The organism is Bradyrhizobium sp. SZCCHNR1093 (assembly GCF_032381175.1).
GTDB lineage: Bacteria > Pseudomonadota > Alphaproteobacteria > Rhizobiales > Xanthobacteraceae > Bradyrhizobium.
Window position 1 is genome coordinate 158959 of sequence record NZ_JAUHJJ010000007.1, and the last position, 22959, is coordinate 181917.

A 22959-nucleotide genomic window follows, 5' to 3' on the forward strand; every position below is an offset into this window, starting at 1 on the left:
CGGTGTCATTCGCTTGGCTGCTACGGCGGCTGCTCCTGATGGTCTACACGGTCGTCATCGTCAGCGTGCTGGTGTTCGCCATCACGCAGGCGCTGCCGGCTGATGCCGCGCAAACGCTGCTTGGCGAGAACGCCTCGCCAGAGGCGCTGGCAGCCGTTCGCAGCCGGCTCGGGCTCGACGATCCGGTCTGGCTGCAATTCGCGCATTGGGTCGCGCACGCGGCCACGGGCAATTTCGGCGTCTCCATGCGCACCGGCCTGTCGGTCGCGCCGGAGATGCTGACGGCGCTGTCGCGCTCTCTGCTGCTGGCAGCTGGCGCGCTCGTCGTCACTCTTCTGATCGCAGTCCCGCTCGGAATCTTCGCGGCGCTCCGCAAGGGCCGGCCGACGGATACGACGACCAGCGTGATCGCATATCTCGGGGTCTCGCTGCCGGAATTCGTCACCGCAACCGTGCTGGCGCTGCTGCTGACCGACATCCTGCCATGGCTGCCGGCGACCGGCTACGTGTCGCCGCTGGAGGATGCCGGGCTGGCGCTACGCCATCTGATCCTTCCGGTCCTGACGGTCTCGGTGATTCTCGTCGCGCATGTCATGCGCATGATGCGCTCGGAGACGCTGGACGTGCTGCAGTCCGACTACGTTCGCGCGGCGCGGCTGAAGGGCCTGCCCGAGCGGACGGTGCTGGTGCGGCACGTGATGCGCAACGCGCTGCTGCCGGTCATCACCATCGTCGCGCTCGACGTCGGCTATCTCCTGGGGGGCATCATCGTCATCGAGGAGATTTTCGCCATCCCCGGCATCGGCCGCGCATTGATGATCGCCATCACCACCCGCGATCTGCCGTCGATCCAGGCCGGCGCGATGATCATGGCGGTCACCTACGCGATCACCAACACGCTGGCGGATGTCGTCTACGCGCTGCTCGATAAACGGATCAGCTATGACTGAGCTGTTCGGCAGGATGATCCGCAAGCCGCAGGGGGCGATCAGCGTGATGCTGCTCGTTGCCCTCGCCATCGTCTGCATCCTCGGCCCGTGGCTCGCGCCCTATGGGCCGGAGAAGATGGATTTTCTCGGCCGTTTCCGCCCGCCGGGATGGCAGAACTGGCTGGGCGCCGACCAGTTCGGCCGCGACGTGCTGAGCCGCCTGCTGTCCGGCGCGCGCGCCACCGTTCCGATGGCGCTCGCGGCGACGCTCGCCGGCAGCGCGATGGGCGCGGTGATAGGCGTCGCATCGGCCTATCTCGGCGGCAAGGCCGACGAATTCATCATGCGCACCAACGATGCTGTGATGGCCATTCCCGGTCTCCTCACGGCGCTGCTGCTGGTCAGCACGCTCGGCAATGGGGCTGTCAACGCGGTGATCGCGATTGGCTTTGCGTTTGCGCCTGGCATGGCGCGGGTCACGCGCTCCGTAGCCCTTGCGGTGCGCAATCAGGACTACGTCAAGGCCGCCATCGCGCGCGGCGAGGCGGCATCGCAGATCATCTTTCGCGAAATGCTTCCCAACGTGATGGGCCCGATCATCATCGAGGCCACGATCCGGGTGTCGTTTGCGGTGATGCTGTTCGCTACGCTGAGCTTCCTTGGCCTGGGAGCGCAGCCGCCGGCATCCGAATGGGGGCTGATGGTGGCCGATGCGCGGCAATACATGCACCAGGCGCCGTGGATCCTGATCGCGCCCTCGGCGGCGATCGCGCTGTCGGCGATCGCCTTCAATCTCGTCGGCGATGCGCTGCGCGACGCGCTGCATCCGCGGGACGATCGATGAAGCCGGCGCTCGCCATCACCAATTACGGGCTGGACTACGTCACATCGGCGGGCGCCGTCGAGGTGCTGCGCGACGTGTCACTCGAGATCGCGCCGGGCGAGGTGCTCGGCCTCGTCGGCGAATCCGGCTCCGGCAAGAGTTCGCTGGCCTGGGCGCTGATGCGGCATCTGCCGGCCAATGCCCGCGAGATCTCGGGATCGCTGCGCCTCGGCGATATCGACCTGCGGTCTCTGAGCCCGAAGCAACTCACCGAGGTGCGGGGCCGCCGGATCGGCATGGTGTTCCAGGACCCGTCGACCGCGTTGAATCCGACACTGACCATCGGCCATCAGATCACCGAGACGCTGATGCGTCATCGCGGTCTGAACGCGCGGGCCGCCAGGGATCTCGCGATCGAGCTGCTCGGCCATGTCGAGCTGCGTGACCCCGCGGCGGTGCTGCGGCGCTATCCGCACGAGATCTCCGGCGGCGAGAAGCAGCGGGTGATCATCGCGACGGCCTTCGGCTGCCGGCCCGATGTCATCCTGTTCGATGAGCCCACGACAGCGCTCGATGTCATCACCGGTGCCCGTATCATCGAGCTGTTCGCGCGCCTGCGCGCGGAAACGGGCGTCGCTGCGCTCTACATCTCGCACGATCTCGCGATGATGACCCGCGTCGCCGATCGTGTCGCGGTGATCCGGCACGGCCGCGTCGTCGAGCAGGCGGGGGCATCTGATATATTTCGGACGCCGCAGCACGACTATACCAAGGCACTCATCGCCGCGGTGCCGCGTCCGGAGCGGCGGCTCGTGAATGATCAGCCGGGCGCTGCCGTGGTGCTTGAGGCGCGTGGCATCGAGGTGCATTACGGCCGGGCCAGCCTGTTCCGCGCGTCGCCGCCACCGGCAACCAAGGCCGTCGATGTCGACATCCGCGCAGGCGAAATCGTCGGCCTCGTCGGCGAATCCGGCTCGGGGAAATCGTCCATGGCGCGCGCCCTGACCGGGCTCGCCCGCTTCGACGGTACCATCAGTTTCGACGGCCGGATGCTGCGCGGGGCCCGCGACATGAATTCCGCCTATCGTCGCGATGTTCAGATCGTGTTCCAGCACCCGGATTCCTCGCTCAATCCGCGTCACCGCATCGGCGAGATCCTGTCGCGTCCCTTGAGGCTCTACGGCGGTGATGTCGCCTCAGTGCCGCGCCTTCTCGATCAGGTCCGGCTGCCAGCGTCCTATGCGATGCGCTGGCCGCACCAGCTATCCGGCGGCGAGAAGCAGCGCGTCGCGATCGCGCGGGCTTTTGCGGCGCGACCGCGCCTGGTGATCTGCGACGAGATCACGGCGCCTCTCGATGTCTCCGTCCAGGCCCAGATCATCGAGCTGCTGCTGGCTTTGCGCGCCGAGACCGGCGCGGCCTATCTCTTCATCACCCACGATCTCAACCTCATCAGGCAGATCGCGCACCGCATCGTCGTGATGCGCCACGGCCGGCTGGTCGACAGCCGTGCCGTCGATGCCTTCGGCGCAGACGACGTTCACCCTTACACCCGCGAGCTGATGGCGGCCTCGCCAGCGCCCGTTGGCTGACCGCAAGGATTGCCCCCATGGATCGCAACGACCTGCTCGCCCGTATCTCCGTCCCGGAGTCGCTCGCGCTGCTGTCGCGCATGGTACAGCATAAGAGCTATTCGAAGACCGAAGGCGAGAGGCAGCTCGCGACGTTCATGGCCGAGCAGATGAGCGAGATCGGCCTGGATGCGGCCGTCGCGCCGTTCGGTGCCGAAGGCCGCGTCAACGCCGTCGGCCGCTGGAACGGCACCGGCGGCGGCAAGAGCCTGCTGTTCAACGGCCATGTCGATACCAATCCGGTGACGGAAGGCTGGACCGTCGACCCCTGGGCAGGGAAGGTGGACGACGACTTCGTCTACGGAATCGGCGTGTCAAACATGAAGGCCGGCGACGCCGCCTATTTCTGTGCGGTCAAGACGCTGATCGAGGCCGGCGTCAAGCTGAGGGGCGACGTCATCCTGACCTATGTGGTCGGCGAGCTGCAGGGTGGGGTCGGCACCTACTCGTTGCTGAAGCAGGGGCTGCGCGCGGACTATTTCATCAATTCTGAGCCAACCGACCTCAAGGCGATGACGATGCATGCCGCGGCATTCATGTTCATCATCGAGCTCGTCGGCAACACGCGGCATCTGTCGAAGCGGGAGGAGGCGGTTGACGCCATCACTGCCGCCTGCGATCTCATTCCGCGTCTCAATGCGATGCGATTCTCCGGCGCGCGTTCGCCGGCACATGAGGCTATCAACCGCGTTCATGTCGGCGTCGTGCACGGCGCGCTCGGTCGCGAGCTGCACGAGTGGCGGACGCCGCAGGTCGCGGATTTCGTCCGCATCAAGGGTTCCGGCCGTTATGCACCAGGGCAGACCGAGCAAGGCGCGCTGGCGGACATGCGGCGCGAGCTCGATGCGCTGGAGGCGCGTTTTCCCGGCCTGAAGGCTCATCTGATGTCGGAGGATCGCGCCGGCGTACCGACCATGCCGCCGTTCGAGGTCGCGCCCGAGAGCGCGATCGTCCGTGCCGTCAACAATGCCTATCGCGTCGTGCGCGGCGCCGCCCAGCCGACGGGCCCGGTGGCGCCCAGCTGCTTCTATGGCACCGATGCCGGCCATCTTTATACCTATGGCGGTATGGAGGGCATCGTCTGCGGGCCGGGCGGCCGCTACAACACGATGCCTGACGAGCGCGTCGACATTCTCGACTATCTCGACATGATCCGCATCTACATGCTGGCGATTCTCGACATCTGCGGCTGATGCCGCGTCAGGCGGCGGCTGTCGCTTGTTCCTGGAACTGTTCGAAGGCCGCGATCGCATCGGCGGCATACATGAGCGACGGTCCGCCGCCCATGTAGATGGCCATGCCGAGCGTTTCCTCGACCTCCTGGCGGGTCGCGCCGAGACGCACAAGCGCGTCGGCATGGAAGCCGATGCAGCCGTCGCAGCGGACGGCAACGCCGATCGCCAGCGCGATCAGCTCCTTGGTCTTCTTGTCGAGGGCGCCGTCGCGACTCGCGGCCTGAGCCAGTGCAGAGAAGCCCTGCATGACCTCAGGGATGTCCTTGCGCAGCGTTCGCAGATTGCCGGAAATGTCCTTGCAGAGCTCGGGGTAGTTCTTGTCCATCATCATCTCCTAGGACATCTTCGTGGTGGGTTTGCCGGGCTCGCGCAGCGCGATGTAGATCGCGGGGATCACGAGCACGGTGAGCAGGGTGGATGAGGCCAGGCCGAACAGCAGCGAGATCGCCAGCCCCTGGAAGATCGGGTCGAGCAGGATCGTCGCCGCACCGATCATCGCCGCGAGCGCCGTCAGCAGGATCGGCTTGAAGCGCACGGCGCCGGCCTCCAGCACGACGTCGCGCAACGTCTTGCCCTCGCCGCCGCTGTGCCGGATGAAGTCGACCAGCAGGATCGAGTTGCGGACGATGATGCCGGCCAGCGCGATGAAGCCGATCATCGACGTCGCCGTGAACGGCGCGCCCAGTAACCAGTGGCCGAGCAGGATGCCGATCAGGGTCAGCGGGATCGGCGTCAGGATCACCAGCGGCAGCCGGAAGCTCTTGAACTGCGCCACGACCAGAACGTAGATGCCGAGGATGGCGGCGCCGAATGCGGCGCCCATGTCGCGGAAGGTCACGTAGGTGATCTCCCATTCGCCATCCCACAGCAGCGTCGGACGGGACTCGTCCTTGGGCTGGCCGTGGAAGCCGATCACGGGCTTCGGCAGCTTGCCCCAGTCATGGGCGTCGATCCGGTCGGCGACCGCGAGCATGCCGTAGAGCGGAGCCTCGAAGCGGCCGGCGAGTTCGGCCATCACCATGTCGGCAAAGCGGCCGTCACGGCGGAAGATCGTCGGCGACCCCTCTTCCATGGTGGCCTTCACGACCTGGCCGAGTTCGACGACGGTCTTGCTGCCAGGCACCGTGTTGGCGGGCACCGGCGTCGATGCCAGGGCCTGGCTCCAGCTCTTGTCGTGCTTCGGCAGACGCACGGCGATCTCGATCGGATTGCGGTCTTCGCCGCGATGCGAGTAGCCGACCGAGACGCCGCCGAACAGCGTCTGGATCGTGTCGTAGACGTCGCGCTGCTCGACACCGAAGAACTCGAGACTGTCCTGGTCGATCGACAGTCGCAGCCGCGGTCGTCGCTGACCGATGGAATCGTCGATGTCGACGATGAAGGGAAGGTCGGCGAAGACCTTCTTGAGTTCGGTGGTGACGGCGCGCCGGGTCGCCGCGTCCGGACCGTAGATCTCCGCCAGCAGGGTGGCGAGCACCGGAGGCCCGGGCGGCACTTCGACCACCTTGATGCTGGTGCCGGCCGGCACAGGGATGCTCTTCAGCCGCTGGCGCAGCTCGAGCGCGATGTCGTGGCTCGCGCGCTTGCGGTCGCCGCGCGCGGCGAGATTGACCTGGAGCTCGCCGAGCTCGGGCCGCTCCCGCAGATAATAGTGCCTCACGAGACCGTTGAAGTTGAACGGCGCCGCCGTGCCGGCATAGCTCTGCACGGTCGTGATCTCCGGCAGCCCATGCGCGATGTCGGCGGCCGCGAACAGCGTGCGCTCGGTATCCTCCAGGCTCGCGCCTTCGGGCAGATCGACCATCACGGCGATCTCCGACTTGTTGTCGAACGGCAGCAGCTTGACGGTGACGGACTTGGTGGCGAACAGGGTCATCGACAGCAAGGTGGCGATACCGACGCCGAGCAGGAAGATCCAGGCGGAGCGCTTGCTGGCGACGATCGGGCGCGCGACGCTTCGGTAGATGCGTCCGAGACGGCCTTCGCCATGCGCGTCATGAGAGCCTGCCGAGGCGCTGGTCGACCTCGGAGCCAGCCGCAGCATCAGCCACGGCGCCACCACCATGGCGACGAAGAACGAGAACAGCATCGCCGCCGAGGCGTTGGCCGGGATCGGCGCCATGTAGGGGCCCATCAGTCCCGACACGAACAGCATCGGCAGCAGGGCGGCGACCACGGTCAAGGTCGCGACAACGGTGGGGTTGCCGACTTCGGCGACCGCCTCGATGGTGGCCTGCAGGCGCGGCCGGCCGTCATGCATGCCCCAATGGCGCGCGATATTCTCGACCACGACGATGGCGTCGTCGACCAGGATGCCGATCGAGAAGATCAGGGCAAACAGGCTGACCCGGTTGATCGTGTAGCCCATCAGATTGGCGGCGAACATCGTCAGCAGGATCGTGGTCGGAATCACCACGAAGGTGACGAGGGCTTCGCGCCAGCCAATGGCGACCGCAATCAGCACGACGATCGAGATCGTGGCGAGGCCGAGATGGAACAGCAGCTCGTTGGCCTTCTCGTTGGCGGTCTCGCCGTAGTCGCGCGTCACCGTGACTGCGACGTCGCTCGGAATGAGACTGGCCTTCAGCCCTTCGAGGCGCTGCGCGATGTCGTGAGACACCACCACGGCATTGGCGCCGGCGCGCTTGGCGAGCGCGAGGCTCACCGCCGGCACCCGGTGCCAGTCGCCCTTGTCGGTGCGGGCGTCATCCCAGACGCGATGCTCTGCGAGGTTGGGGCCGATGACGACGGTGGCGACGTCGCGCACATAGACGGGACGGCCGTCGCGCGTCGAGATCAGCAGCAGGCCGATGTCCGGGATGCCCGTGAGCGTCTGGCCCGCGGCGACGTTGCGCACGACACCGCCGTCGCGAACGTCTCCGGCCAGGAACGAGCGGTTCGCGTCCTTCACCTTGGCGACGAGCTGCTGCAGAGTCACGCCGAACAGCGACAGCTTTTCCGGATCGGGCTCGACCCGGATCTGCTGGGCGCCGCCGCCGGAGATATAGGTCAGGCCGATATTGTCGACCTTGGTCAGCTCCGCACGCAGCTTGTCGGCGAGCTCGTAGAGGTCCTTGTCCGACCAGCGCCCGGCGGCTTCCGGCTTCGGCGACAGCGTCAGCACGGTGACGGCGACGTCGTTGATGCCGCGGCCGACGATCAGCGGCTCGGGAATGCCGACGGGGATGCGGTCGAGGTTGGCGCGTAGCTTCTCGTGGACGCGCAGGATCGCGTCCTCGAACTTGGTCCCCACCAGGAACCGCGCGGTGACCATGACACGGTCGTCCTCGGTCTGGCTGTAGACGTGTTCGACGCCATCGATCGCCTTGACGATGGTCTCCAGCGGCTTGGTCACGAGCTCGACGCCGTCAGGCGCACGCAGGCCGTCGGCGTTGACGCGGATGTCGACCATCGGCACGCTGATCTGCGGCTCTTCCTCGCGCGGGATCACGACGACGGCGATGAGGCCGACCACGAGCGCCGCGAGCAGAAACAGCGGCGTCAGCGGCGAGGCGATGGTCGCCTGGGTAAGCTTGCCTGAGAGTCCGAGTTTCACGGCTGCACCAACTGGTCGCCAGCGCGCAGGCCGGACAGGATTTCAAGTCCATCGGGGAGATCGGCGCTCGGCAGAGCGCGGCCGCGCTGCACCGGAACGCTCACCTTCTGCGTCCCTTGCTGCAACTGGACATAATCGATGCCGAACCGTGTTGTGACGTAGCGCTGCGGGATCACGTAGGCATCGCGTTGGCCGCCGGAGATCCAGACCCGGAGCCGGTCGCCGACGAAATACTGGCCGAGACCGGAGACGATCGCGTCGGCCACGACACGGCCTTCCTCGATCTGCGGATAGACCAGGTCGATCACACCCCATTTGTCGGCGCTGTCACCGAACTCGGCGCCGTCGACCCGCACCCTGTCGCCCGCCTTGAGAAAGAGAGCGTGCCGCTCGGGCACGCGCAGTCGCAGCTTGAAGTTCTGCTGCGCCACGGTCACCACGGGATCGCCCGGCAGAACGACCGATCCGACGGCAACGAGCTTTTTCAGCACGCGGCCGTCGTCGGGCGCCAGCACTTGGCCTTCGCTCATCTGCTGGTTGACCACGGCACGCTCGGCGGTCTTGGCCCGCAGCCCGTTCTCGGCGACGTTGAGCGCCGTGCGCGTCTCGTCGAGCTTGATGCGGGGCAGGGTGCCGCGCTCGACGAGGCCCTCGGTGCGCGTGAAGTCGATCTGCGCCTGGTTGGCTTGCGCCTGCAGCGCTTCGATCTGGGCGTCGAGCGATTTGATCTGCAGGGCCAGCTTTTCATCGCCGATCAAGGCGATGGGCTGGCCGCGCTTGACCGGGTCGCCTTCGCGCACCGAAAGCTGCACGATGGTGCCGCCGATGCGGCCGCGGGCAGGGACCACGCTGATGCTCTCCACCGTCGCGAACACCGCCTTCTCGTCGGCGACCTGCCGTGGCGCCACCGTCAGCGTCTCCGCAAGGGCCGGCGCCGCCTGCCACGCCATCGCGGCGACCAAGCTCAGGACCGATAATCTGCGCATCAGCCTATTCCTGTCTCTTCTATTGACCTAAATCGGGTAAAGCGAAACATCCGTGGGCGGTACAGACATCCCACCGGGATGCGGGTTCCCACTTGATGCTAGTCAAGTCGGCGGGATCGCGCCGTCATAGTCTCGGCGCAGGTTTCGGCGGCCGCGTTGCGCAATAGACCTGATAGAGGGTCTTCAGGACCTCGCGAGCCGGCTCGCTGGTGATCGAATAGTAGATCGTCTGCCCCTCGCGCCGCGCTGTGACCAGGCCGTCCTTGCGCAGCAGTGCGAGGTGCTGCGAGACGGTCGAGTCACGCAGGCCGAGGAATGCAGCAAGCTCGCCGACAGACCGTTCGTTGTCGACCAGCTGGCAGATGATCAGGAGCCGGTGCCGGTTCGACAGCGCCTTCAAGAGGTCACTGGCCTGGTCGGCCGCCGCTTCCATGATGTCAGCATTAAATTTCATAGTTGCGTATATACAGATATTCGAATATATAGTCAAGGCCAGCTCGTAAGGTCGCTGCTGGCGAAACAATAACGAAGCAAGGCGATGGAGGACCCAATGGCGGATGTTGTCGTGATCGGAGCGGGGCTGAGCGGCTCCCTGATGGCTTATGAATTGTTGCCCCAGCTGAGAAAGGAGGATCGCGTGACCGTCATCTCGCAGGGGTCCTCCTATCATTTCGTGCCGTCCAACCCGTGGGTCGCCGTCGGTTGGCGCAAGCGCGACGAGATCGAGATCGATCTGGTCGACGTCATGCAGCGCAAGGGCATCCGGCTGTTGACGCAGGGCGCCAAGAGGGTGCACGCCGCCGAGAACCAGGTCGAGCTCACGGACGGCGCCATGGTGGCTTACGACTATCTCGTCGTCGCGACCGGTCCCGAACTCGCCTTCGATGAGATTCCAGGGCTCGGACCGGATGGACATACGCAGTCCGTGTGCCATGTCGACCACGCCGCCCATGCGAAGGCGGCATTCGACAGGCTGGCCGAGAAGCCTGGCCCGGTGATCGTCGGCGCGGTGCAGGGCGCGTCCTGCTTCGGACCGGCCTACGAATTCCTGTTCATCTTGGAGACCGAGCTGCGCCGCCGCAAGCTGCGCGACCAGGTGCCGATGACCTTCGTGACATCCGAACCCTATATCGGTCATCTCGGCCTTGACGGTGTCGGTGACACCAAAGGCTTGCTGGAGAGCGAGATGCGCGAGAAGCACATCAAGTGGATCACCAGCGCGCGCGTCACCAAGGTCGAGGACGGCCGCATGTTCGTGGAGGAGATCGCCGACGACGGCTCCGTCCGCAAGATGCATGAGCTGCCGTTCGCCTATTCGATGATGCTGCCGGCATTCCGCGGCGTCGGAGCCGTCAGAGGCATCGACAAGCTGACCAATCCGCGCGGCTTCGTCGTCGTCGACAAGCATCAGCGCAATCCGACCTTCCCCAACGTGTTTGCCATCGGCGTCTGCGTTGCGATCCCGCCGATCGGGCCGACGCCGGTGCCGGTCGGGGTGCCCAAGACCGGTTTCATGATCGAATCGATGGTGACGGCGACGGCCTTGAACATCGGGGCGCTGCTGCGCGGCCAGGAGCCAAAAGCCGAGCCGACCTGGAACGCGATCTGTCTTGCCGATTTCGGCGATTCCGGCGTGGCCTTCCTGGCTCAGCCGCAGATCCCGCCGCGCAACGTCAACTGGTCGTCGAAGGGGGAGTGGGTGCACTACGCCAAGGTCGCCTTCGAGAAGTACTTCCTGCGCAAGATGAGGCGCGGGACGCCCGAGCCGTTCTACGAGAAGTTCCTGCTCGACCGGCTCAACATCGCCAAGATCAAGGAAGTCAGGACCGGGACATGAGCAACGGCTTGCAGATCGTGTGCGGCCATTGCGGGCAGATCAACCGTCTGCCCGCGGACCGGGCGCCGGCGCAGGGGAAATGCGGCAAGTGTCATACGCCGCTGTTCAGCGGCCATCCGATCGAGGTCGACCAGCCCGCGTTCGAGCGTCATGTCGCGCATAGCAGTTTGCCGCTGCTCGTCGACGTCTGGGCGCCGTGGTGCGGCCCATGCCGTGCGATGGCGCCAATGTTCGCACGTGCGGCCCAGGAGCTGGAGCCGCGTGTGCAACTCCTTAAGCTGAACTCGGACGAGGCGCCGGAAGTTTCGGCACGGCTCGGCATCTCCGGAATTCCGACCATGCTGCTGCTGCAGCAGGGTCGGGAGCTGGCGCGGATTTCGGGTGCGATGGACTCGCAACGAATCGTCGCCTGGACACTGTCCGGCCTGCGGCAATAGCCGTACGGCCGGACCGACACTTGCTTGATTACGCTCAAATGCAACCATGAGGGAGTATGTCATGAACGTCGACAAAGCAGTTCTCACCTTCGCAGGGATCGTCGTCCTGCTCAGTCTGGCCCTGGGCTGGTACGTCAGTCCCTATTGGTTCTTGCTGGCGGCCTTTGCTGGCGTGAACATGATCCAGGCCTCGTTCACGGGCTTCTGTCCGGCAGCGATCGTCTTCAAGAAGCTGGGGCTCAAGAGCGGCAACGCGTTCTCCTGAATCGGTCGGAAGGACGGCAAGATGAAGCGAGGATATCATGGCTGACTCGGACGAAACCTATATCGTCGGGCCGCTCTACAAGGCGCGCGAAAAGGTCTATCCGGCGGCCGTGCACGGCCGCTTCCGTCGCATCAAGTGGACGATCCTGTGCATCACGCTCGGCATCTACTACCTGCTGCCCTTCGTCCGCTGGGATCGCGGTCCCGGCATGCCGAACCAGGCGGTGCTGGTCGACTTCCCGCATCGCCGGTTCTACTTCTTCTTCATCGAGTTGTGGCCGCAGGAGGTCTACTACTTCACGGGGCTGTTGATCATCGCGGCGGTCGCCCTGTTCCTGATGAATGCAGTGGCCGGCCGGTTGTGGTGCGGCTACCTCTGTCCGCAGACGGTGTGGACCGACCTGTTCTACGCCGTCGAGCGCTGGGCCGAGGGCGACCGCCGTGAGCGCATGCTCAGCGACAAGCGCGGCTGGACCTTCACCCATATTCGCCAGGCCGCGCTCAAGCACTTCCTCTGGATCATGATCGGCTGGTGGACCGGCGGCGCCTGGGTGCTGTATTTCGACGATGCGCCGACGCTAGTGAAGGATCTGGCCACCCTCCAGGCGCCGTTCATCGCCTATCTCTGGATCGGCATCCTGACGGCGACGACCTACGTGTTCGCTGGCCACGCCCGCGAGCAGGTCTGCATCTACATGTGCCCGTGGCCGCGCATCCAGGCCGCGCTGACCGACGAATGGGCGCTCAACGTCACCTACAAGGGCGACCGCGGCGAGCCGCGCATGTCGGTCAAGAAGGCGGAAGCCGCACGGCTGCAGGGCGCACCCGCCGGCGACTGCATCGACTGCCACCAATGCGTCAACGTCTGCCCGACCGGCGTCGACATCCGCCACGGCATCCAGCTCGGCTGCATCCAGTGCAGCCTATGCATCGACGCCTGCGACAGCGTGATGACCCAGATCGGCCGTCCGACCGGCCTGATTGGTTACGACACCGACATCAACGTGCAGCGCCGCAAGGAAGGCAAGCCCGAGATCTACCGGATCATCCGGCCGCGCACGGTCATCTATGCGAGCTTCATCGCGATCGTCGGCGGGATCATGCTGTACTCGCTGGCGACGCGCGGCACGATGGGCATCAACGTGCTGCATGAACGTAACCCGCTGTTCGTGCAGTTGTCGGATGGCGGCGTCCGTAACGACTACACAGTCCGTCTGCTCAACAAGCGCGGCGCGCGCGACTTCGTGCTGGACGTCGTGGGGCTTCCGAACGCCAAGGTGACGGTGGCCGGCGAGACGCGCGAGCAGGACGGTCGCATGGTGATCGATGTCGGCCAGGACCAGACCCGCGAGATCCGCATGTCGATCGAGGCCAAGGGAGCCGACCTTCCCTCCGCGCCGGTGGACATCGAGATCAAGATCACGGATCCGGCGACTGGTACTTCGGTCAGCAAGCGAGATCACTTCGTTCCAGCGACACGATAGAGCAGTGTCGTTCGATCGCCGATCATGAGGCGTCCGCGGCATTCCGTGGGCTTATCGGGACTGATCGAGGGAGGAGCAGTCGCTCCTCCCTCGATTGCTGAGTCCGGTTGTTCCAAATCAATGCCGGCTCGAAGTCGCAAGCAGAGCATTCTCGCGTCAAGGGATCGAAAGCTTTCCTACTGGCGGAGAAAGACAGATGTTCAAGGTCGCAATTCTCATCTGGGTCATGCTGGGCACCGTGCTTGCAGGCAGTGCGGTTACGGCATTGTTGACGGTGCAGGGGCTGGTTGCGAGCCCGATGAAGGACCTCCCGTTGGCGGCGTTGGTCGGATTCGTCGTCGCCATGCCGCTATCCTATCTCGTCGCCGCGAAGATCAGCCGCAATGGTGGGCGTAGCCGAACGGCGTGAGGGCCGCAGCCGGCAGGCATGTGCAGTATCCTCGGAGAGCCTGCTCAAGATCGCCGCCGACGACGGGCCGGATCATCGTGCTGTTCCGGCCTGATCGTCGTGCACGAGCCGCGGGAGCGCCAGTCTGGCGCCGTCCATGAAGAGGTCGATCGCATCACGCACGGTTTGCTCGAGGTCGGATGGAACGGGTGTCTCGTAGATGAACTTTCGGATCGCGAGATAGAAGATGCGTCCGTGCAGTCCCCAGAACATCTCCGTCTCGCGGCTGCCGAGAGGGCAGGTGGCGGCGTCTGGGAGCTGCAATTCATGCCGCAGCTCGATCGCGGCAGGCTCGATGATCTCGCGTCGGACGAGGTCGAGATAGCGACCGGTGATGCCGAACGACTTCATGCCCGAGAACACGAAGATCCGCACCCAATTATATTCGAACACGCGCGCCACATAGTCGAGATAGAATCCGGTTAGCCGTGCCTTCAGCGGATGGCTGCGATCGCGGATCAGCGGGCCCCAATCCTGCGACCAGCGGCTCAGATAGACCTCCTGATAGACGCGCTCGATGAGGGCTTCCTTGCTGGGGAAGTGCCGGTAGATCACCGAATGCGCGATACCCATGCGCTTCGCGAGTTCCCGCGTCTGGCCTTCGAAGCCGCGCTCGGCGAAAAAGCGGATGGCTTCATCCACGATCACGCGCTCGCGGTCGGCGGCGCGCATGTTGCGGCGCCTCGCGCGAGGGCGGCCGTCGGTTCTTCGCGGGCCTCCACCAACGCGGCCGTTTGTCTCAGCGTTCGCTGTCTTTGAGGTCTTAGCCATGGTCTCATCGATTGCGGCGACAGCCTGCTTGATACCCGAAAGCAGATTTGTGACCAATCGTTCGTTTCTGGTTGACCGCGCTGCCGCCGCGTGCAACTCTTTTAAGACCAGATGGTCACAAATCTGGGACTCCGGGCTGGCGAGCCCTGGCGGCGAGGAACGGATGAAAGCGAGGGCTTTCAGCTATTTTCGTGCATACACGATCGGCGAGGCGCTCGAAGCTCATGCGGGCGCCGGCGACGATGCACGCTTCATTGCCGGTGGCCAGAGTCTGGTTCCGGCGCTGGCGTTGCGTCTTCAGGCGCCGCGTATTCTGATCGATATCAATCACATTGCAGAGCTGCGCGGCGTCACGCGGGACGGCGAGTGGTTGCGGATCGGCGCCTTGACCCGGCACTGCGAGATGCTGACCGATCCGCTGATCGCTGAGTTTGCGCCGCTGTTGCGCGCCGCAGCGCCGTTTGTTGCGCACCCTGCCATCCGCAATCGCGGGACCTTGGGCGGCAGTGTCGCGCTGGCCGACCCGGCCTCCGAATTTCCGGCGATGGTGTTGGCGCTCGACGCCGAGATCGAGATTGCCGGTGCGTCCGGCCGGCGCCGCGTCAAAGCCGATGACTTCTTCATCGACCTTTTTGAGACGGCGATCGCGTCAGGCGAGCTCCTCGTCGCAGTTCATGTTCCTCTCTTCAAAGCCGGCCAGCGCATTGCGTTCGATGAGCTGGCCCGCCGGCGCGGCGACTATGCATTGGTCGGTTGCGGCCTGCTCGCGACCTGTCAGAGCGATCTGATCGAGCGCATCCGCATTGCGTTCTTCTCGGTCGGCAATGTCCCGACCCGTGCTAGACATGCGGAGGAAGCGCTGACGGGCGGCCGGATCGATGCCGGACGGATTGCGGCTGCCCAGGCTGCGCTTGATGACGATCTCGCGCCTGCTGACAGCGACGATGTTCCGGCGGCGATGCGCCTGCATCTCGCACGCGTTCTGCTCGGCCGGCTGCTGGGACGGATCGGAGATGCCGCATGAGCGCGCCGGTCGACATCGAGGCCGACGAGCAGGTCCGCATTCGCCTCATCGTCAACGGCCGCAAGGTGGCTTGTGACGTCGCGCCTCGCGACACGCTGGTGGATTGTCTTCGCCAGCAGCTCGAATTGACCGGCACGCATGCCGGTTGCGAAATGGGCGCCTGCGGCGCCTGTCTGGTTCAGCTCGACGGCGCTGCTGTGCATGGCTGCCTGATGTTTGCCGTGCAGGCCGATGGCGCGCGGATCGATACGATCGAGGGGCTCTCGGAGAGCGGCGTGATCGCCGACCTGCAGGCCGAGTTTCATCGGCGCAATGCGCTGCAATGCGGGTTCTGCACGCCGGGCATGCTGATCACCGCTCATGAGCTGCTGACCCGTGCTGCACGGCCGAGTCGCGAGACCATCCGCGACGCGCTCTCGGGCAATTTCTGCCGCTGCACCGGATATGAAGCGATCGTTGACGCCATCGCCGCGGTGGCTGCGGCGCGGTCGGCAACGGCATCGCAGGACGCGGAGGGCTCGTCGCGATGAGCGCGCCGCTGACCTCGCTGGACCGTCCGAATTCCTATATCGGCCGCTCCGTGCCGCGACCGAATGCGAAGCGGCTGCTCGCCGGACGCGGGCGCTACGTGACCGACATTCGCCTGCCTCGCATGCTGTACGCAGCCTTCCTGCGCAGCCCGTATGCTCATGCACGGATCATCCGCATCGAGGTCGATGCAGCGCGGGCGCTTTCGGGCGTGCATCTGGTCGCGACCGGCGCTGATCTTGCGAAGATCTGCACGCCTTGGACCGGGACGCTCGATCATTTCAAGGGCATGACGTCCGAGCCGCAGCTGCCGTTGCCGGTGGATCGCGTCGTCTGGGCCGGACAGGCCGTGATTGCCGTCGTCGCCGAGAGCAGGGCGATCGCGGAGGATGCGCTGGAGCTGATCTCGGTCGACTACGAGGAGCTGCCGGCGGTGGTCGATCTCGACGCCGCGCGCCGGCCGGGGATGCCGCTGGTCAATCCGGTTGCGGCGTCCAACATCTGTTTCCGCACGCAGCTCGACAGCGGCGGCGTCGATGAGGCCTTCGCGTCGGCCGCGCATGTGATCGAGGAAGAATTCAGCTTCGGCCGTCATACCCCGGTCACGCTGGAGCCGCGGGCCATCGTCGCGGATTATGATCCCGAGAGCGGCGCGCTGACGGTGCACCACGCCACGCAGACGCCCTACCAGTTCCAGGATCTGTACGCTCGCCACTACGGCATCCCGGAAGCCGGCGTGCGCGTGATCGCGCCCGATATCGGCGGCTCGTTCGGCATGAAGCTGCATGTCTACCACGAGGACATGGCGGTTGTCGGGCTGTCGATCCTACTTGGGCGCCCGGTCAAATACGTCGCCGACCGCATCGAGTCCTTCGTGTCGGATATTCATGCCCGCGATCACCATGTCCGCGCGCGCATGGCCGTCGACGCCGAGGGCAAGATCCTTGCCATGGACGTCCACGATGCCACGGCGATCGGCGCGTTCTCGACCTATCCGCGCACCAGCGTCGTCGAAGGCAATCAGGTCATCCGCCTGATCGGTGCGCCGTATGACTTCAAGTCCTATCGTGCCGCGCTCGAGGTCGTGTTCCAGAACAAGGTGCAGACCAGCCAGTATCGCGCGGTCGGACATCCCATCGCCTGCGCGGTCACCGAGCGCATGGTGGATCTCGCCGCAAGCCGCGTCGGGATCGACCCGTTTTGCATGCGCGCCAGGAACGTGATCGCCGACAATGCCTATCCGACGGCCTCGCCGAGCGGCTACAGGTTCGAGGCGCTGTCGCACGAGGTCTGCCTGCGGCGGCTGCGCGAGATCATGGACTACGACGCGCTGCGCGCCGAGCAGACCGAGCTGCATCGGCGCGGCATCTATCGCGGCATCGGCATTGCGACCTTCGTCGAGATCACCAACCCGAGCCCGGCGTTCTACGGCGTCGGCGGCGCGCGCATCTCCTCGCAGGATGGCGCGACCGTCAGCCTGACGCCGTCGGGCGAGGTGCGCTGCGCGATCTCCGTGACGGAGCAGGGCCAGGGCACCGAGGCGATCATCAGCCAGATCGTCGCCGACCAGCTCGGCCTCGCCCAGGAGCACGTCAAGATCGTCACCGGCGATACCGAGGTCACGCCGCATGGTGGTGCGACCTGGGCCTGCCGCGGCGCGGGCATTGGTGGCGAGACGGCACTGCAGGCCGCGCGAAAGCTCAAGGCGAACATTCTGGAGATTGCCGCGCTGGTGCTGCAGGAGCAGCCCGCCGCGCTCGACGTCGTCGACGGCCAGATCGTCAGTGTCGCGACGGGGCAGACGCGTCTGCCGGTCGCCGAGATCGCGCGCATCGCCTATTTCCGGTCCGACACCTTGCCACCGGGCACTCAGGCGCAACTGACGGTCAGCCATCATTTCGCGCCGCAGGGCTATCCCTTTGCCTTCACCAACGGCATTCAGGGCAGCTACCTTGAAGTCGATGTCGAAACCGGCTTCATCAGGCTGCTGAAGCACTATGTCGTCGAGGATTGCGGCCGGATCATCAACCCGATGCTGGTCGACGAGCAGTTGCGCGGTGGTGTCGTGCAGGGTCTTGGCGCTGCGCTGTTCGAGGAGTGCCGTTACGGTGAGACCGGCCAGTTGCTCAACGGGTCGATGGCCGACTATCTGGTGCCGATGGCGATGGAGATGCCGGACATTACCATCGATCACGTCGAGACGCCGACGGCGGACACCATTCTCGGCGCAAAGGGCTGCGGCGAGGCCGGCACCGCGGCCGCGTCGGCCTGTGTGCTGAATGCGGTCAACGATGCGCTGATGCCCTTCGGCGCCTCCATCAACACCATTCCCATCACGCCTGCGCGCGTGCTCAAGGCGCTCAACCGGTTCTAAGAAATACGAATGAGGGAGGAGATCATGCCAAACTACGAGACGAGGCTGCGACGCACAGGAATATCCCGCCGTACGGCGCTGATGGGGATGTCGGCAGGTGTCGCCACGCTCGCGATGCCGCGCCTGGGACGCGCCGCCGATGACACCATCCGCATCGGCTTTCCGACGCCGCTGACCGGCCCGTTCGCAGCCGAGGCCCGCGACCAGGTCAAATGCGCCGAGCTTGCGGTCAAGCTGGTCAACGACAAGGGCGGGATCGCCGGCCGCAAGGTCGAGCTCCTGGTGCGTGACGACAAGCTCAATGCCGGCGAAGCGGCGACGCGGACGCTCGAGCTGATCGAGAAGGACAAGGTCCACGCCATCGTCGGGGCGCTCTCCAGCGCCGTCCAGCTCGCCGTCAACGAGGTGACGCGGGCGCGCGGCGTGATCTACGTGTCGATCAGCCAGTCCGACACCATCAACGAAGCCAAGGATTTCAGCAAATACACCTTCCACGAGGCGCTGAACCCGCACATGACCACGGCGGCCGTGGCCCGCCAGACCATCAAGAAGGGCATGAAGGTCGCCCATCTCGTGGCCGACTATGCCTATGGCCATGAGATGCTGCGCGGCTTCAAGCGGGCGCAGACCGCGATCGGTGCCGAGAGCGTCGGCGAGATCCTGCATCCGTTCGGTGCGGCCGACTATTCGACCTTCATGCCGCGGCTGATGTCGCTGCGCCCGGACGTGCTGTGCATCAGCAATTTCGGTCGTGACCAGGCCAATGCCATCAAGCAGGCGGTGGATTTCGGCATCAAGCAGCAGATGAAGATCGTGGTGCCCGTGATCCTGCACAACCAGCGCCTCGCCGTCGGTCCCGACGTGTTCGAGGGCGTCGTCGGCGGCGCCAACTATTGTTGGGGTCTCGAGACACAGAACAAGACCGCGGCCGAGTTCAACAAGGCGTTCCGGGCCGCCAATGGCGGTGCGATCCCGACCGACTACGGCGCCTATGGCTACTCCGGCGTCGGCTCGCTGTTGCAGGCGATGCAGGCCGCCGGCGGCACCGAGACCGATAAGGTCGTCGCGGCGCTGGAGGGACTGCAATACGATCTGACCAAGGGCCCGCAGCATTACCGCAAATGCGACCACCAGTCGGTGCAGTCGGTGCTGGTGCTGGAATCCAAGAAGAAGTCGGCGATGGCGAACGAGAACGACCTGTTCGCGATCGTGGCCAGCGATCCAGGGGCGGACGAGATGCTGCGAAGCTGCAGCGAACTCGGCCACCCGACTTGATCCTGATCGCATGGACCTCTCGCTGATCATCATGCAGCTGTTTTCCGGCATCGCCCTTGGGGCGGTGCTGGTGATCACTGCGCTCGGCCTCACCATCGTGTTCGGCATGCTCGGCGTGGTCAATTTCGCCCATGGGGCGCTGTTCATGATCGGGGCCTATGCCGGTCTGTATCTGGCATCGCTGACCGGTAGCTTCTGGTGGGGCTTGCTACTCGCGCCAATTCTGGTCGGCGCGTTCGGCATGCTGATCGAATTCGTCCTGGTCCGACGTCTGTATGGCCGCTCGATCGATGATCCATTGCTGCTCACCTTCGGCCTCAGCTACATCCTGGTCGAGGGCGTGCGCATCGTGTTCGGCAGCGACGGCATTCCGTTTCCAACGCCGTCCCAATTGATCGGCGTCGTCGATCTCGGCGTCGGCTTCTTTCCCAAATATCGTCTGTTCGTGATCGCGCTGGTCGCCGTCGTGCTGCTGGTGCTCTGGATGATCCTGGAGAAGACCCGGGTCGGCCTGATCGTGCGGGCCGGCGCCCGTGATCCCCTGATCATGCGGGTGCTCGGGGTCGACATCAGCAAGGTGTGGCTCGCGATCTTCGGCCTCGGCGTCGGCCTTGCCGCGCTCGGCGGGGTGCTGGCGGGACCCATGCGCAGCGTCAATCCCGAGATGGGAACGCTGGTGCTGGCGGAAGCCTTCGTCGTCACCGTGATCGGCGGCCTCGGCTCGATCGTGGGTGCCGTGGTCGCGGGGCTGATGGTGGGGATCTGCATCAGCATGGTCGCGCTGTTCGCGCCCGAGATGGCGACGATCGTGATGTTCGCGCTCATGGCCGCGGTCCTGCTGATCCGGCCGCAGGGCCTGTTCGGCCTCAGGGGGAGAGCGTGATGACGGTGCAGTCGACCGGCGAGGCACCGCCGCTCCATCAGGCGCAGCGCCTCTTCGCGCTTCTCGCGGATCACCGCGTGCTGGTCTCGCTGGTCGCGCTGGCGCTGCTGCCCTGGCTGCTGCCGTCGAAGGCGCTCGCCGTGAACGTCCTGATCTATGGTGTCGTGGTGATGGGCTACAATCTGCTGTTCGGTTACACCGGGCTGCTGTCGTTCGGCCACGCCGCCTTCTTCGGCACCGGCGCGTATCTGACCGGCATCGCCATCGGCCGCTGGGGCCTGCCGTGGTTTGCCGCAGTGCCGCTGGCGATCGCGGCGAGCATGGCGCTCGCCGCATTGATCGGAACCATCTCAACGCGCACCCGCGGCATCTATTTCTCCATGGTCACGCTCGCGCTGGCGCAACTCGTCTATTACGTGGCGCTGCAGGCCTCCTCCTTCACCGGCGGCGAGAACGGGCTGCGTGGCTTCACCGTCGACCACATCGGTCTGTTCGGCGCGCAGATCAACTTCCTCGATCCCGTGAACAAATATTACGTGCTGATGGTGCTCGCGGCGATCGCGATCTGGGTTCAGTCGCGCATCCTCAACTCGCCGTTCGGCGCGGTCATCGAGGCGATCAGGGAGAACGAGCAGCGCGCGCGGGCGTGCGGCTACGACGTCGAGCGCTGCAAGCTGATCGTGTTCATGCTGTCGGGCGCCATCTCCGCCGTCGGCGGCTGCATGTCGGCCCTGCATTTGTCCATCGTTCCGCTCGACATCCTGCACTACCAGACCTCCGGCATGATCGTGATGATGGTGCTGCTTGGTGGCGCACGCAGCTTCTTCGGGCCGTTCGTCGGCGCCGCGGTCTTCCTGATCCTGGAGGACGTCGTGTCGTTGTGGACGCCGCACTGGCAGATCGTGGTCGGCGCCATCTTTGTCGTGTTCGTGCTGTTCCTGCCCAAGGGCATCTGGGGCACGTTCCTCGATGTGCTGCCGATCGCGAGGCAACGCCGATGAGCACCGAGTTGTTGCGCGCGGACGGGATCGGCCGTCGCTTCGGCGGCTTCGTCGCGCTCGAAGGCATCTCCGTCGCGTTCGCGGCCGGCGAGCTGACCTCGATCATCGGCCCGAACGGGGCCGGCAAGAGCACCTTCTTCAACATTCTCTCGGGCACGCTGTCGCCGAGCAGTGGCACCTTGCGCTTCAAGGGCCGCGAGCTGAACGGTCTGCCACAGCATCGCTTCGTACATCAGGGCATCTCGCGGTCGTACCAGATCACCAACATCTTTCCCGACCTGTCGGTCCACGAGAATGTCCGGGTCGCCGCCCAGGCGATGCGGGTGAGCTACGACATCTGGCGCAAGCGCGCGGATCTTGCCGAGCTCGGCGAACGCGCTGATGCGGCGCTCTCTGCCGTCGGCCTGATCGGCAGGCGCGGCGAGCTTGCGAAGTATCTGGCCCACGGCCAGCAGCGCGCGCTGGAAATCGCGATTGCGCTGGTGTCCGAGCCGGAGCTGCTGCTGCTGGACGAGCCGACGGCGGGCATGGGTCCGGAAGAGACCAAGGAGATGGTGGCGCTGCTGGAGCGGCTGGCGGAGAAGCGCACGGTGCTGCTGGTCGAGCACAAGATGAAGATGGTGCTGGGCCTGAGCCAGCGAGTGCTGGTGCTGCATCACGGCCGGTTGCTCGCCGATGGCAAGCCAGAGGACATCCGATCCAACCCCGACGTGCGCCGGGTCTATCTGGGACAGAGTGAAGGCTATGGCTGAGACCGCGTTGCTCGAGCTCGACGGCGTTCAGGCCTGGTATGGCGCCAGCCACGTCCTGCACGGCATCTCGCTGCGCGTGAACGAGGGCGAGGTGGTCGCGCTGGTCGGCCGCAACGGCGCCGGCAAGACCACGACGTTGCGCACCGTCATGGGGCTGATGCCCCGGGCCGCGGGGCGCGTGCGCTTTGCCGGCCATGATCTGCTGCCGCTTGCGGCCCACAAGCGCTTTCATCTCGGGCTCGCTTATGTGCCGGAGGAGCGCCGCATCGTGCCGGGCTTGTCGGTTCGCGAGAACCTGCGGCTCGGGCTCGTCGCGGCCAAGGCCGACATCGAGGAGCGCGCGGCGTTCGCCGAGATTGCGGAGACCTTTCCGCGATTGAACGAGCGGCTGGACCAGGAAGGCGTCACGCTGTCGGGCGGCGAGCAGCAGATGCTGGCGATCGCCCGCGCCTTGATCGCGCGGCCGCGGATGGTGCTGCTCGACGAGCCCTCCGAAGGCATCATGCCGGTGCTGGTCGAGGAGATGGGCGTGCTGTTCCGGCGGCTGCGCGACCAGGGCAAGACGCTGCTGTTGGTGGAGCAGAACGTCGAATGGGCGCTGCGGCTCGCCGATCGCGCCGTCATCATCGACCAGGGCGAGGTCGTGCATGAGAGCAGCGCCGCGGCGCTGCTGGCCGACAAGGATATCCAGGACCGCTATTGCGCGGTGTGATGCTTCGGA

General features: G+C 65.5%; 22 protein-coding genes. 17 read left to right on the plus strand and 5 right to left on the minus strand.

Annotated features, from left to right (window positions below):
- Nucleotides 1-2 precede the first annotated feature (2 nt).
- Genes QX070_RS22550 through QX070_RS22565 form a run of 4 tightly spaced genes read left to right on the plus strand, consistent with a single transcriptional unit; the run spans nt 3 to nt 4576 of the window.
- Entirely contained in the window at nt 3-950 is a 948-nt protein-coding gene (locus QX070_RS22550) for an ABC transporter permease (protein WP_315739294.1), read from the plus strand.
- Complete coding sequence (locus QX070_RS22555) at nt 943-1773, plus strand: ABC transporter permease (RefSeq protein ID WP_315739295.1); 831 nt, start codon at nt 943-945, stop codon at nt 1771-1773. The genes QX070_RS22550 and QX070_RS22555 overlap by 8 nt, the downstream gene beginning before the upstream one ends.
- Nucleotides 1770-3344 carry an ABC transporter ATP-binding protein gene (nikE, locus tag QX070_RS22560; RefSeq protein WP_315739296.1) on the plus strand — a complete coding sequence of 525 codons (1575 nt, stop codon included), beginning with the start codon at nt 1770-1772 and terminating at the stop codon, nt 3342-3344. The genes QX070_RS22555 and nikE overlap by 4 nt, the downstream gene beginning before the upstream one ends.
- 17 nt (nt 3345-3361) lie before the next feature.
- Nucleotides 3362-4576, plus strand: coding sequence for a M20 family metallopeptidase (locus QX070_RS22565; RefSeq protein WP_315739297.1), 1215 nt, complete (start codon nt 3362-3364; stop codon nt 4574-4576).
- Nucleotides 4577-4583: 7 nt separating this feature from the next.
- Here QX070_RS22565 and QX070_RS22570 read toward each other — a convergent pair whose 3' ends face one another.
- The 4 genes from QX070_RS22570 to QX070_RS22585 form a co-directional block, all read right to left on the minus strand.
- The gene (locus QX070_RS22570; protein ID WP_315739298.1) at nt 4584-4943 is read right to left on the minus strand and encodes a carboxymuconolactone decarboxylase family protein; all 360 of its coding nucleotides are present in this window, start codon (nt 4941-4943) and stop codon (nt 4584-4586) included.
- Nucleotides 4944-4952: 9 nt separating this feature from the next.
- Entirely contained in the window at nt 4953-8174 is a 3222-nt protein-coding gene (locus QX070_RS22575; protein ID WP_315739299.1) for an efflux RND transporter permease subunit, read from the minus strand.
- Nucleotides 8171-9160, minus strand: a complete 990-nt coding sequence (locus tag QX070_RS22580; RefSeq protein ID WP_315739300.1) for an efflux RND transporter periplasmic adaptor subunit — start codon at nt 9158-9160, stop codon at nt 8171-8173. The genes QX070_RS22575 and QX070_RS22580 overlap by 4 nt, the downstream gene beginning before the upstream one ends.
- 124 nt (nt 9161-9284) lie before the next feature.
- Nucleotides 9285-9614: a metalloregulator ArsR/SmtB family transcription factor gene (locus tag QX070_RS22585; protein WP_315739301.1), complete on the minus strand. Its 330-nt coding sequence runs from the start codon at nt 9612-9614 to the stop codon at nt 9285-9287.
- A gap of 96 nt (nt 9615-9710) precedes the next feature.
- Here QX070_RS22585 and QX070_RS22590 point away from each other — a divergent pair, with 96 nt between their 5' ends.
- The 5 genes from QX070_RS22590 to QX070_RS22610 all read left to right on the plus strand — a co-directional run bounded on the left by QX070_RS22590 (nt 9711) and on the right by QX070_RS22610 (nt 13591).
- The gene (locus QX070_RS22590; RefSeq protein WP_315739303.1) at nt 9711-10997 is read left to right on the plus strand and encodes an FAD/NAD(P)-binding oxidoreductase; all 1287 of its coding nucleotides are present in this window, start codon (nt 9711-9713) and stop codon (nt 10995-10997) included.
- The gene (gene trxC, locus QX070_RS22595; RefSeq protein ID WP_315739304.1) at nt 10994-11434 is read left to right on the plus strand and encodes a thioredoxin TrxC; all 441 of its coding nucleotides are present in this window, start codon (nt 10994-10996) and stop codon (nt 11432-11434) included. The genes QX070_RS22590 and trxC overlap by 4 nt, the downstream gene beginning before the upstream one ends.
- A gap of 61 nt (nt 11435-11495) precedes the next feature.
- Entirely contained in the window at nt 11496-11699 is a 204-nt protein-coding gene (locus QX070_RS22600) for a DUF2892 domain-containing protein (RefSeq protein ID WP_315739305.1), read from the plus strand.
- A 37-nt stretch (nt 11700-11736) separates the two neighbouring features.
- Nucleotides 11737-13182 (plus strand): cytochrome c oxidase accessory protein CcoG, encoded by a 1446-nt coding sequence (gene ccoG, locus QX070_RS22605; RefSeq protein ID WP_315739306.1) that lies wholly within the window; start codon nt 11737-11739, stop codon nt 13180-13182.
- Between the two features lie 196 nt (nt 13183-13378).
- Nucleotides 13379-13591 (plus strand): hypothetical protein, encoded by a 213-nt coding sequence (locus QX070_RS22610; RefSeq protein ID WP_315739307.1) that lies wholly within the window; start codon nt 13379-13381, stop codon nt 13589-13591.
- Between the two features lie 72 nt (nt 13592-13663).
- Here QX070_RS22610 and QX070_RS22615 read toward each other — a convergent pair whose 3' ends face one another.
- On the minus strand, nt 13664-14302 hold the full coding sequence (locus tag QX070_RS22615) for a TetR/AcrR family transcriptional regulator (protein WP_315739308.1): 639 nt from the start codon (nt 14300-14302) through the stop codon (nt 13664-13666).
- Nucleotides 14303-14564: 262 nt separating this feature from the next.
- Here QX070_RS22615 and QX070_RS22620 point away from each other — a divergent pair, with 262 nt between their 5' ends.
- From QX070_RS22620 to QX070_RS22655, 8 genes are read left to right on the plus strand one after another with little or no spacing between them, the layout of a single operon-like run.
- Nucleotides 14565-15425, plus strand: a complete 861-nt coding sequence (locus QX070_RS22620; RefSeq protein WP_315739452.1) for a xanthine dehydrogenase family protein subunit M — start codon at nt 14565-14567, stop codon at nt 15423-15425.
- Complete coding sequence (locus QX070_RS22625) at nt 15422-15955, plus strand: (2Fe-2S)-binding protein (RefSeq protein WP_315739309.1); 534 nt, start codon at nt 15422-15424, stop codon at nt 15953-15955. Before QX070_RS22620 ends, QX070_RS22625 begins: the two co-directional genes overlap by 4 nt.
- Complete coding sequence (locus QX070_RS22630; protein ID WP_315739310.1) at nt 15952-18327, plus strand: xanthine dehydrogenase family protein molybdopterin-binding subunit; 2376 nt, start codon at nt 15952-15954, stop codon at nt 18325-18327. The genes QX070_RS22625 and QX070_RS22630 overlap by 4 nt, the downstream gene beginning before the upstream one ends.
- Nucleotides 18328-18351: 24 nt before the next feature.
- Nucleotides 18352-19602 (plus strand): ABC transporter substrate-binding protein, encoded by a 1251-nt coding sequence (locus QX070_RS22635; protein WP_315739312.1) that lies wholly within the window; start codon nt 18352-18354, stop codon nt 19600-19602.
- A gap of 10 nt (nt 19603-19612) precedes the next feature.
- On the plus strand, nt 19613-20485 hold the full coding sequence (locus QX070_RS22640) for a branched-chain amino acid ABC transporter permease (protein WP_315739313.1): 873 nt from the start codon (nt 19613-19615) through the stop codon (nt 20483-20485).
- On the plus strand, nt 20485-21486 hold the full coding sequence (locus QX070_RS22645) for a branched-chain amino acid ABC transporter permease (protein WP_315739315.1): 1002 nt from the start codon (nt 20485-20487) through the stop codon (nt 21484-21486). Before QX070_RS22640 ends, QX070_RS22645 begins: the two co-directional genes overlap by 1 nt.
- Nucleotides 21483-22238, plus strand: a complete 756-nt coding sequence (locus QX070_RS22650; RefSeq protein ID WP_315739316.1) for an ABC transporter ATP-binding protein — start codon at nt 21483-21485, stop codon at nt 22236-22238. The genes QX070_RS22645 and QX070_RS22650 overlap by 4 nt, the downstream gene beginning before the upstream one ends.
- The gene (locus tag QX070_RS22655; RefSeq protein ID WP_315739317.1) at nt 22231-22950 is read left to right on the plus strand and encodes an ABC transporter ATP-binding protein; all 720 of its coding nucleotides are present in this window, start codon (nt 22231-22233) and stop codon (nt 22948-22950) included. The genes QX070_RS22650 and QX070_RS22655 overlap by 8 nt, the downstream gene beginning before the upstream one ends.
- Nucleotides 22951-22959 lie beyond the last annotated feature (9 nt).

What these genes read in the sequence shown, in the direction of transcription:
- QX070_RS22555 (WP_315739295.1), top strand. Translation starts at nt 943, where the DNA reads ATGACTGAGCTGTTCGGCAGGATGATCCGCAAGCCGCAGGGGGCGATC.
- nikE (WP_315739296.1), top strand. Translation starts at nt 1,770, where the DNA reads ATGAAGCCGGCGCTCGCCATCACCAATTACGGGCTGGACTACGTCACA.
- QX070_RS22565 (WP_315739297.1), top strand. Translation starts at nt 3,362, where the DNA reads ATGGATCGCAACGACCTGCTCGCCCGTATCTCCGTCCCGGAGTCGCTC.
- QX070_RS22570 (WP_315739298.1), bottom strand. Translation starts at nt 4,943, where the DNA reads ATGGACAAGAACTACCCCGAGCTCTGCAAGGACATTTCCGGCAATCTG.
- QX070_RS22580 (WP_315739300.1), bottom strand. Translation starts at nt 9,160, where the DNA reads ATGCGCAGATTATCGGTCCTGAGCTTGGTCGCCGCGATGGCGTGGCAG.
- QX070_RS22585 (WP_315739301.1), bottom strand. Translation starts at nt 9,614, where the DNA reads ATGAAATTTAATGCTGACATCATGGAAGCGGCGGCCGACCAGGCCAGT.
- QX070_RS22590 (WP_315739303.1), top strand. Translation starts at nt 9,711, where the DNA reads ATGGCGGATGTTGTCGTGATCGGAGCGGGGCTGAGCGGCTCCCTGATG.
- trxC (WP_315739304.1), top strand. Translation starts at nt 10,994, where the DNA reads ATGAGCAACGGCTTGCAGATCGTGTGCGGCCATTGCGGGCAGATCAAC.
- QX070_RS22600 (WP_315739305.1), top strand. Translation starts at nt 11,496, where the DNA reads ATGAACGTCGACAAAGCAGTTCTCACCTTCGCAGGGATCGTCGTCCTG.
- ccoG (WP_315739306.1), top strand. Translation starts at nt 11,737, where the DNA reads ATGGCTGACTCGGACGAAACCTATATCGTCGGGCCGCTCTACAAGGCG.
- QX070_RS22610 (WP_315739307.1), top strand. Translation starts at nt 13,379, where the DNA reads ATGTTCAAGGTCGCAATTCTCATCTGGGTCATGCTGGGCACCGTGCTT.
- QX070_RS22615 (WP_315739308.1), bottom strand. Translation starts at nt 14,302, where the DNA reads ATGCGCGCCGCCGACCGCGAGCGCGTGATCGTGGATGAAGCCATCCGC.
- QX070_RS22620 (WP_315739452.1), top strand. Translation starts at nt 14,565, where the DNA reads ATGAAAGCGAGGGCTTTCAGCTATTTTCGTGCATACACGATCGGCGAG.
- QX070_RS22625 (WP_315739309.1), top strand. Translation starts at nt 15,422, where the DNA reads ATGAGCGCGCCGGTCGACATCGAGGCCGACGAGCAGGTCCGCATTCGC.
- QX070_RS22630 (WP_315739310.1), top strand. Translation starts at nt 15,952, where the DNA reads ATGAGCGCGCCGCTGACCTCGCTGGACCGTCCGAATTCCTATATCGGC.
- QX070_RS22635 (WP_315739312.1), top strand. Translation starts at nt 18,352, where the DNA reads ATGCCAAACTACGAGACGAGGCTGCGACGCACAGGAATATCCCGCCGT.
- QX070_RS22640 (WP_315739313.1), top strand. Translation starts at nt 19,613, where the DNA reads ATGGACCTCTCGCTGATCATCATGCAGCTGTTTTCCGGCATCGCCCTT.
- QX070_RS22645 (WP_315739315.1), top strand. Translation starts at nt 20,485, where the DNA reads ATGACGGTGCAGTCGACCGGCGAGGCACCGCCGCTCCATCAGGCGCAG.
- QX070_RS22650 (WP_315739316.1), top strand. Translation starts at nt 21,483, where the DNA reads ATGAGCACCGAGTTGTTGCGCGCGGACGGGATCGGCCGTCGCTTCGGC.
- QX070_RS22655 (WP_315739317.1), top strand. Translation starts at nt 22,231, where the DNA reads ATGGCTGAGACCGCGTTGCTCGAGCTCGACGGCGTTCAGGCCTGGTAT.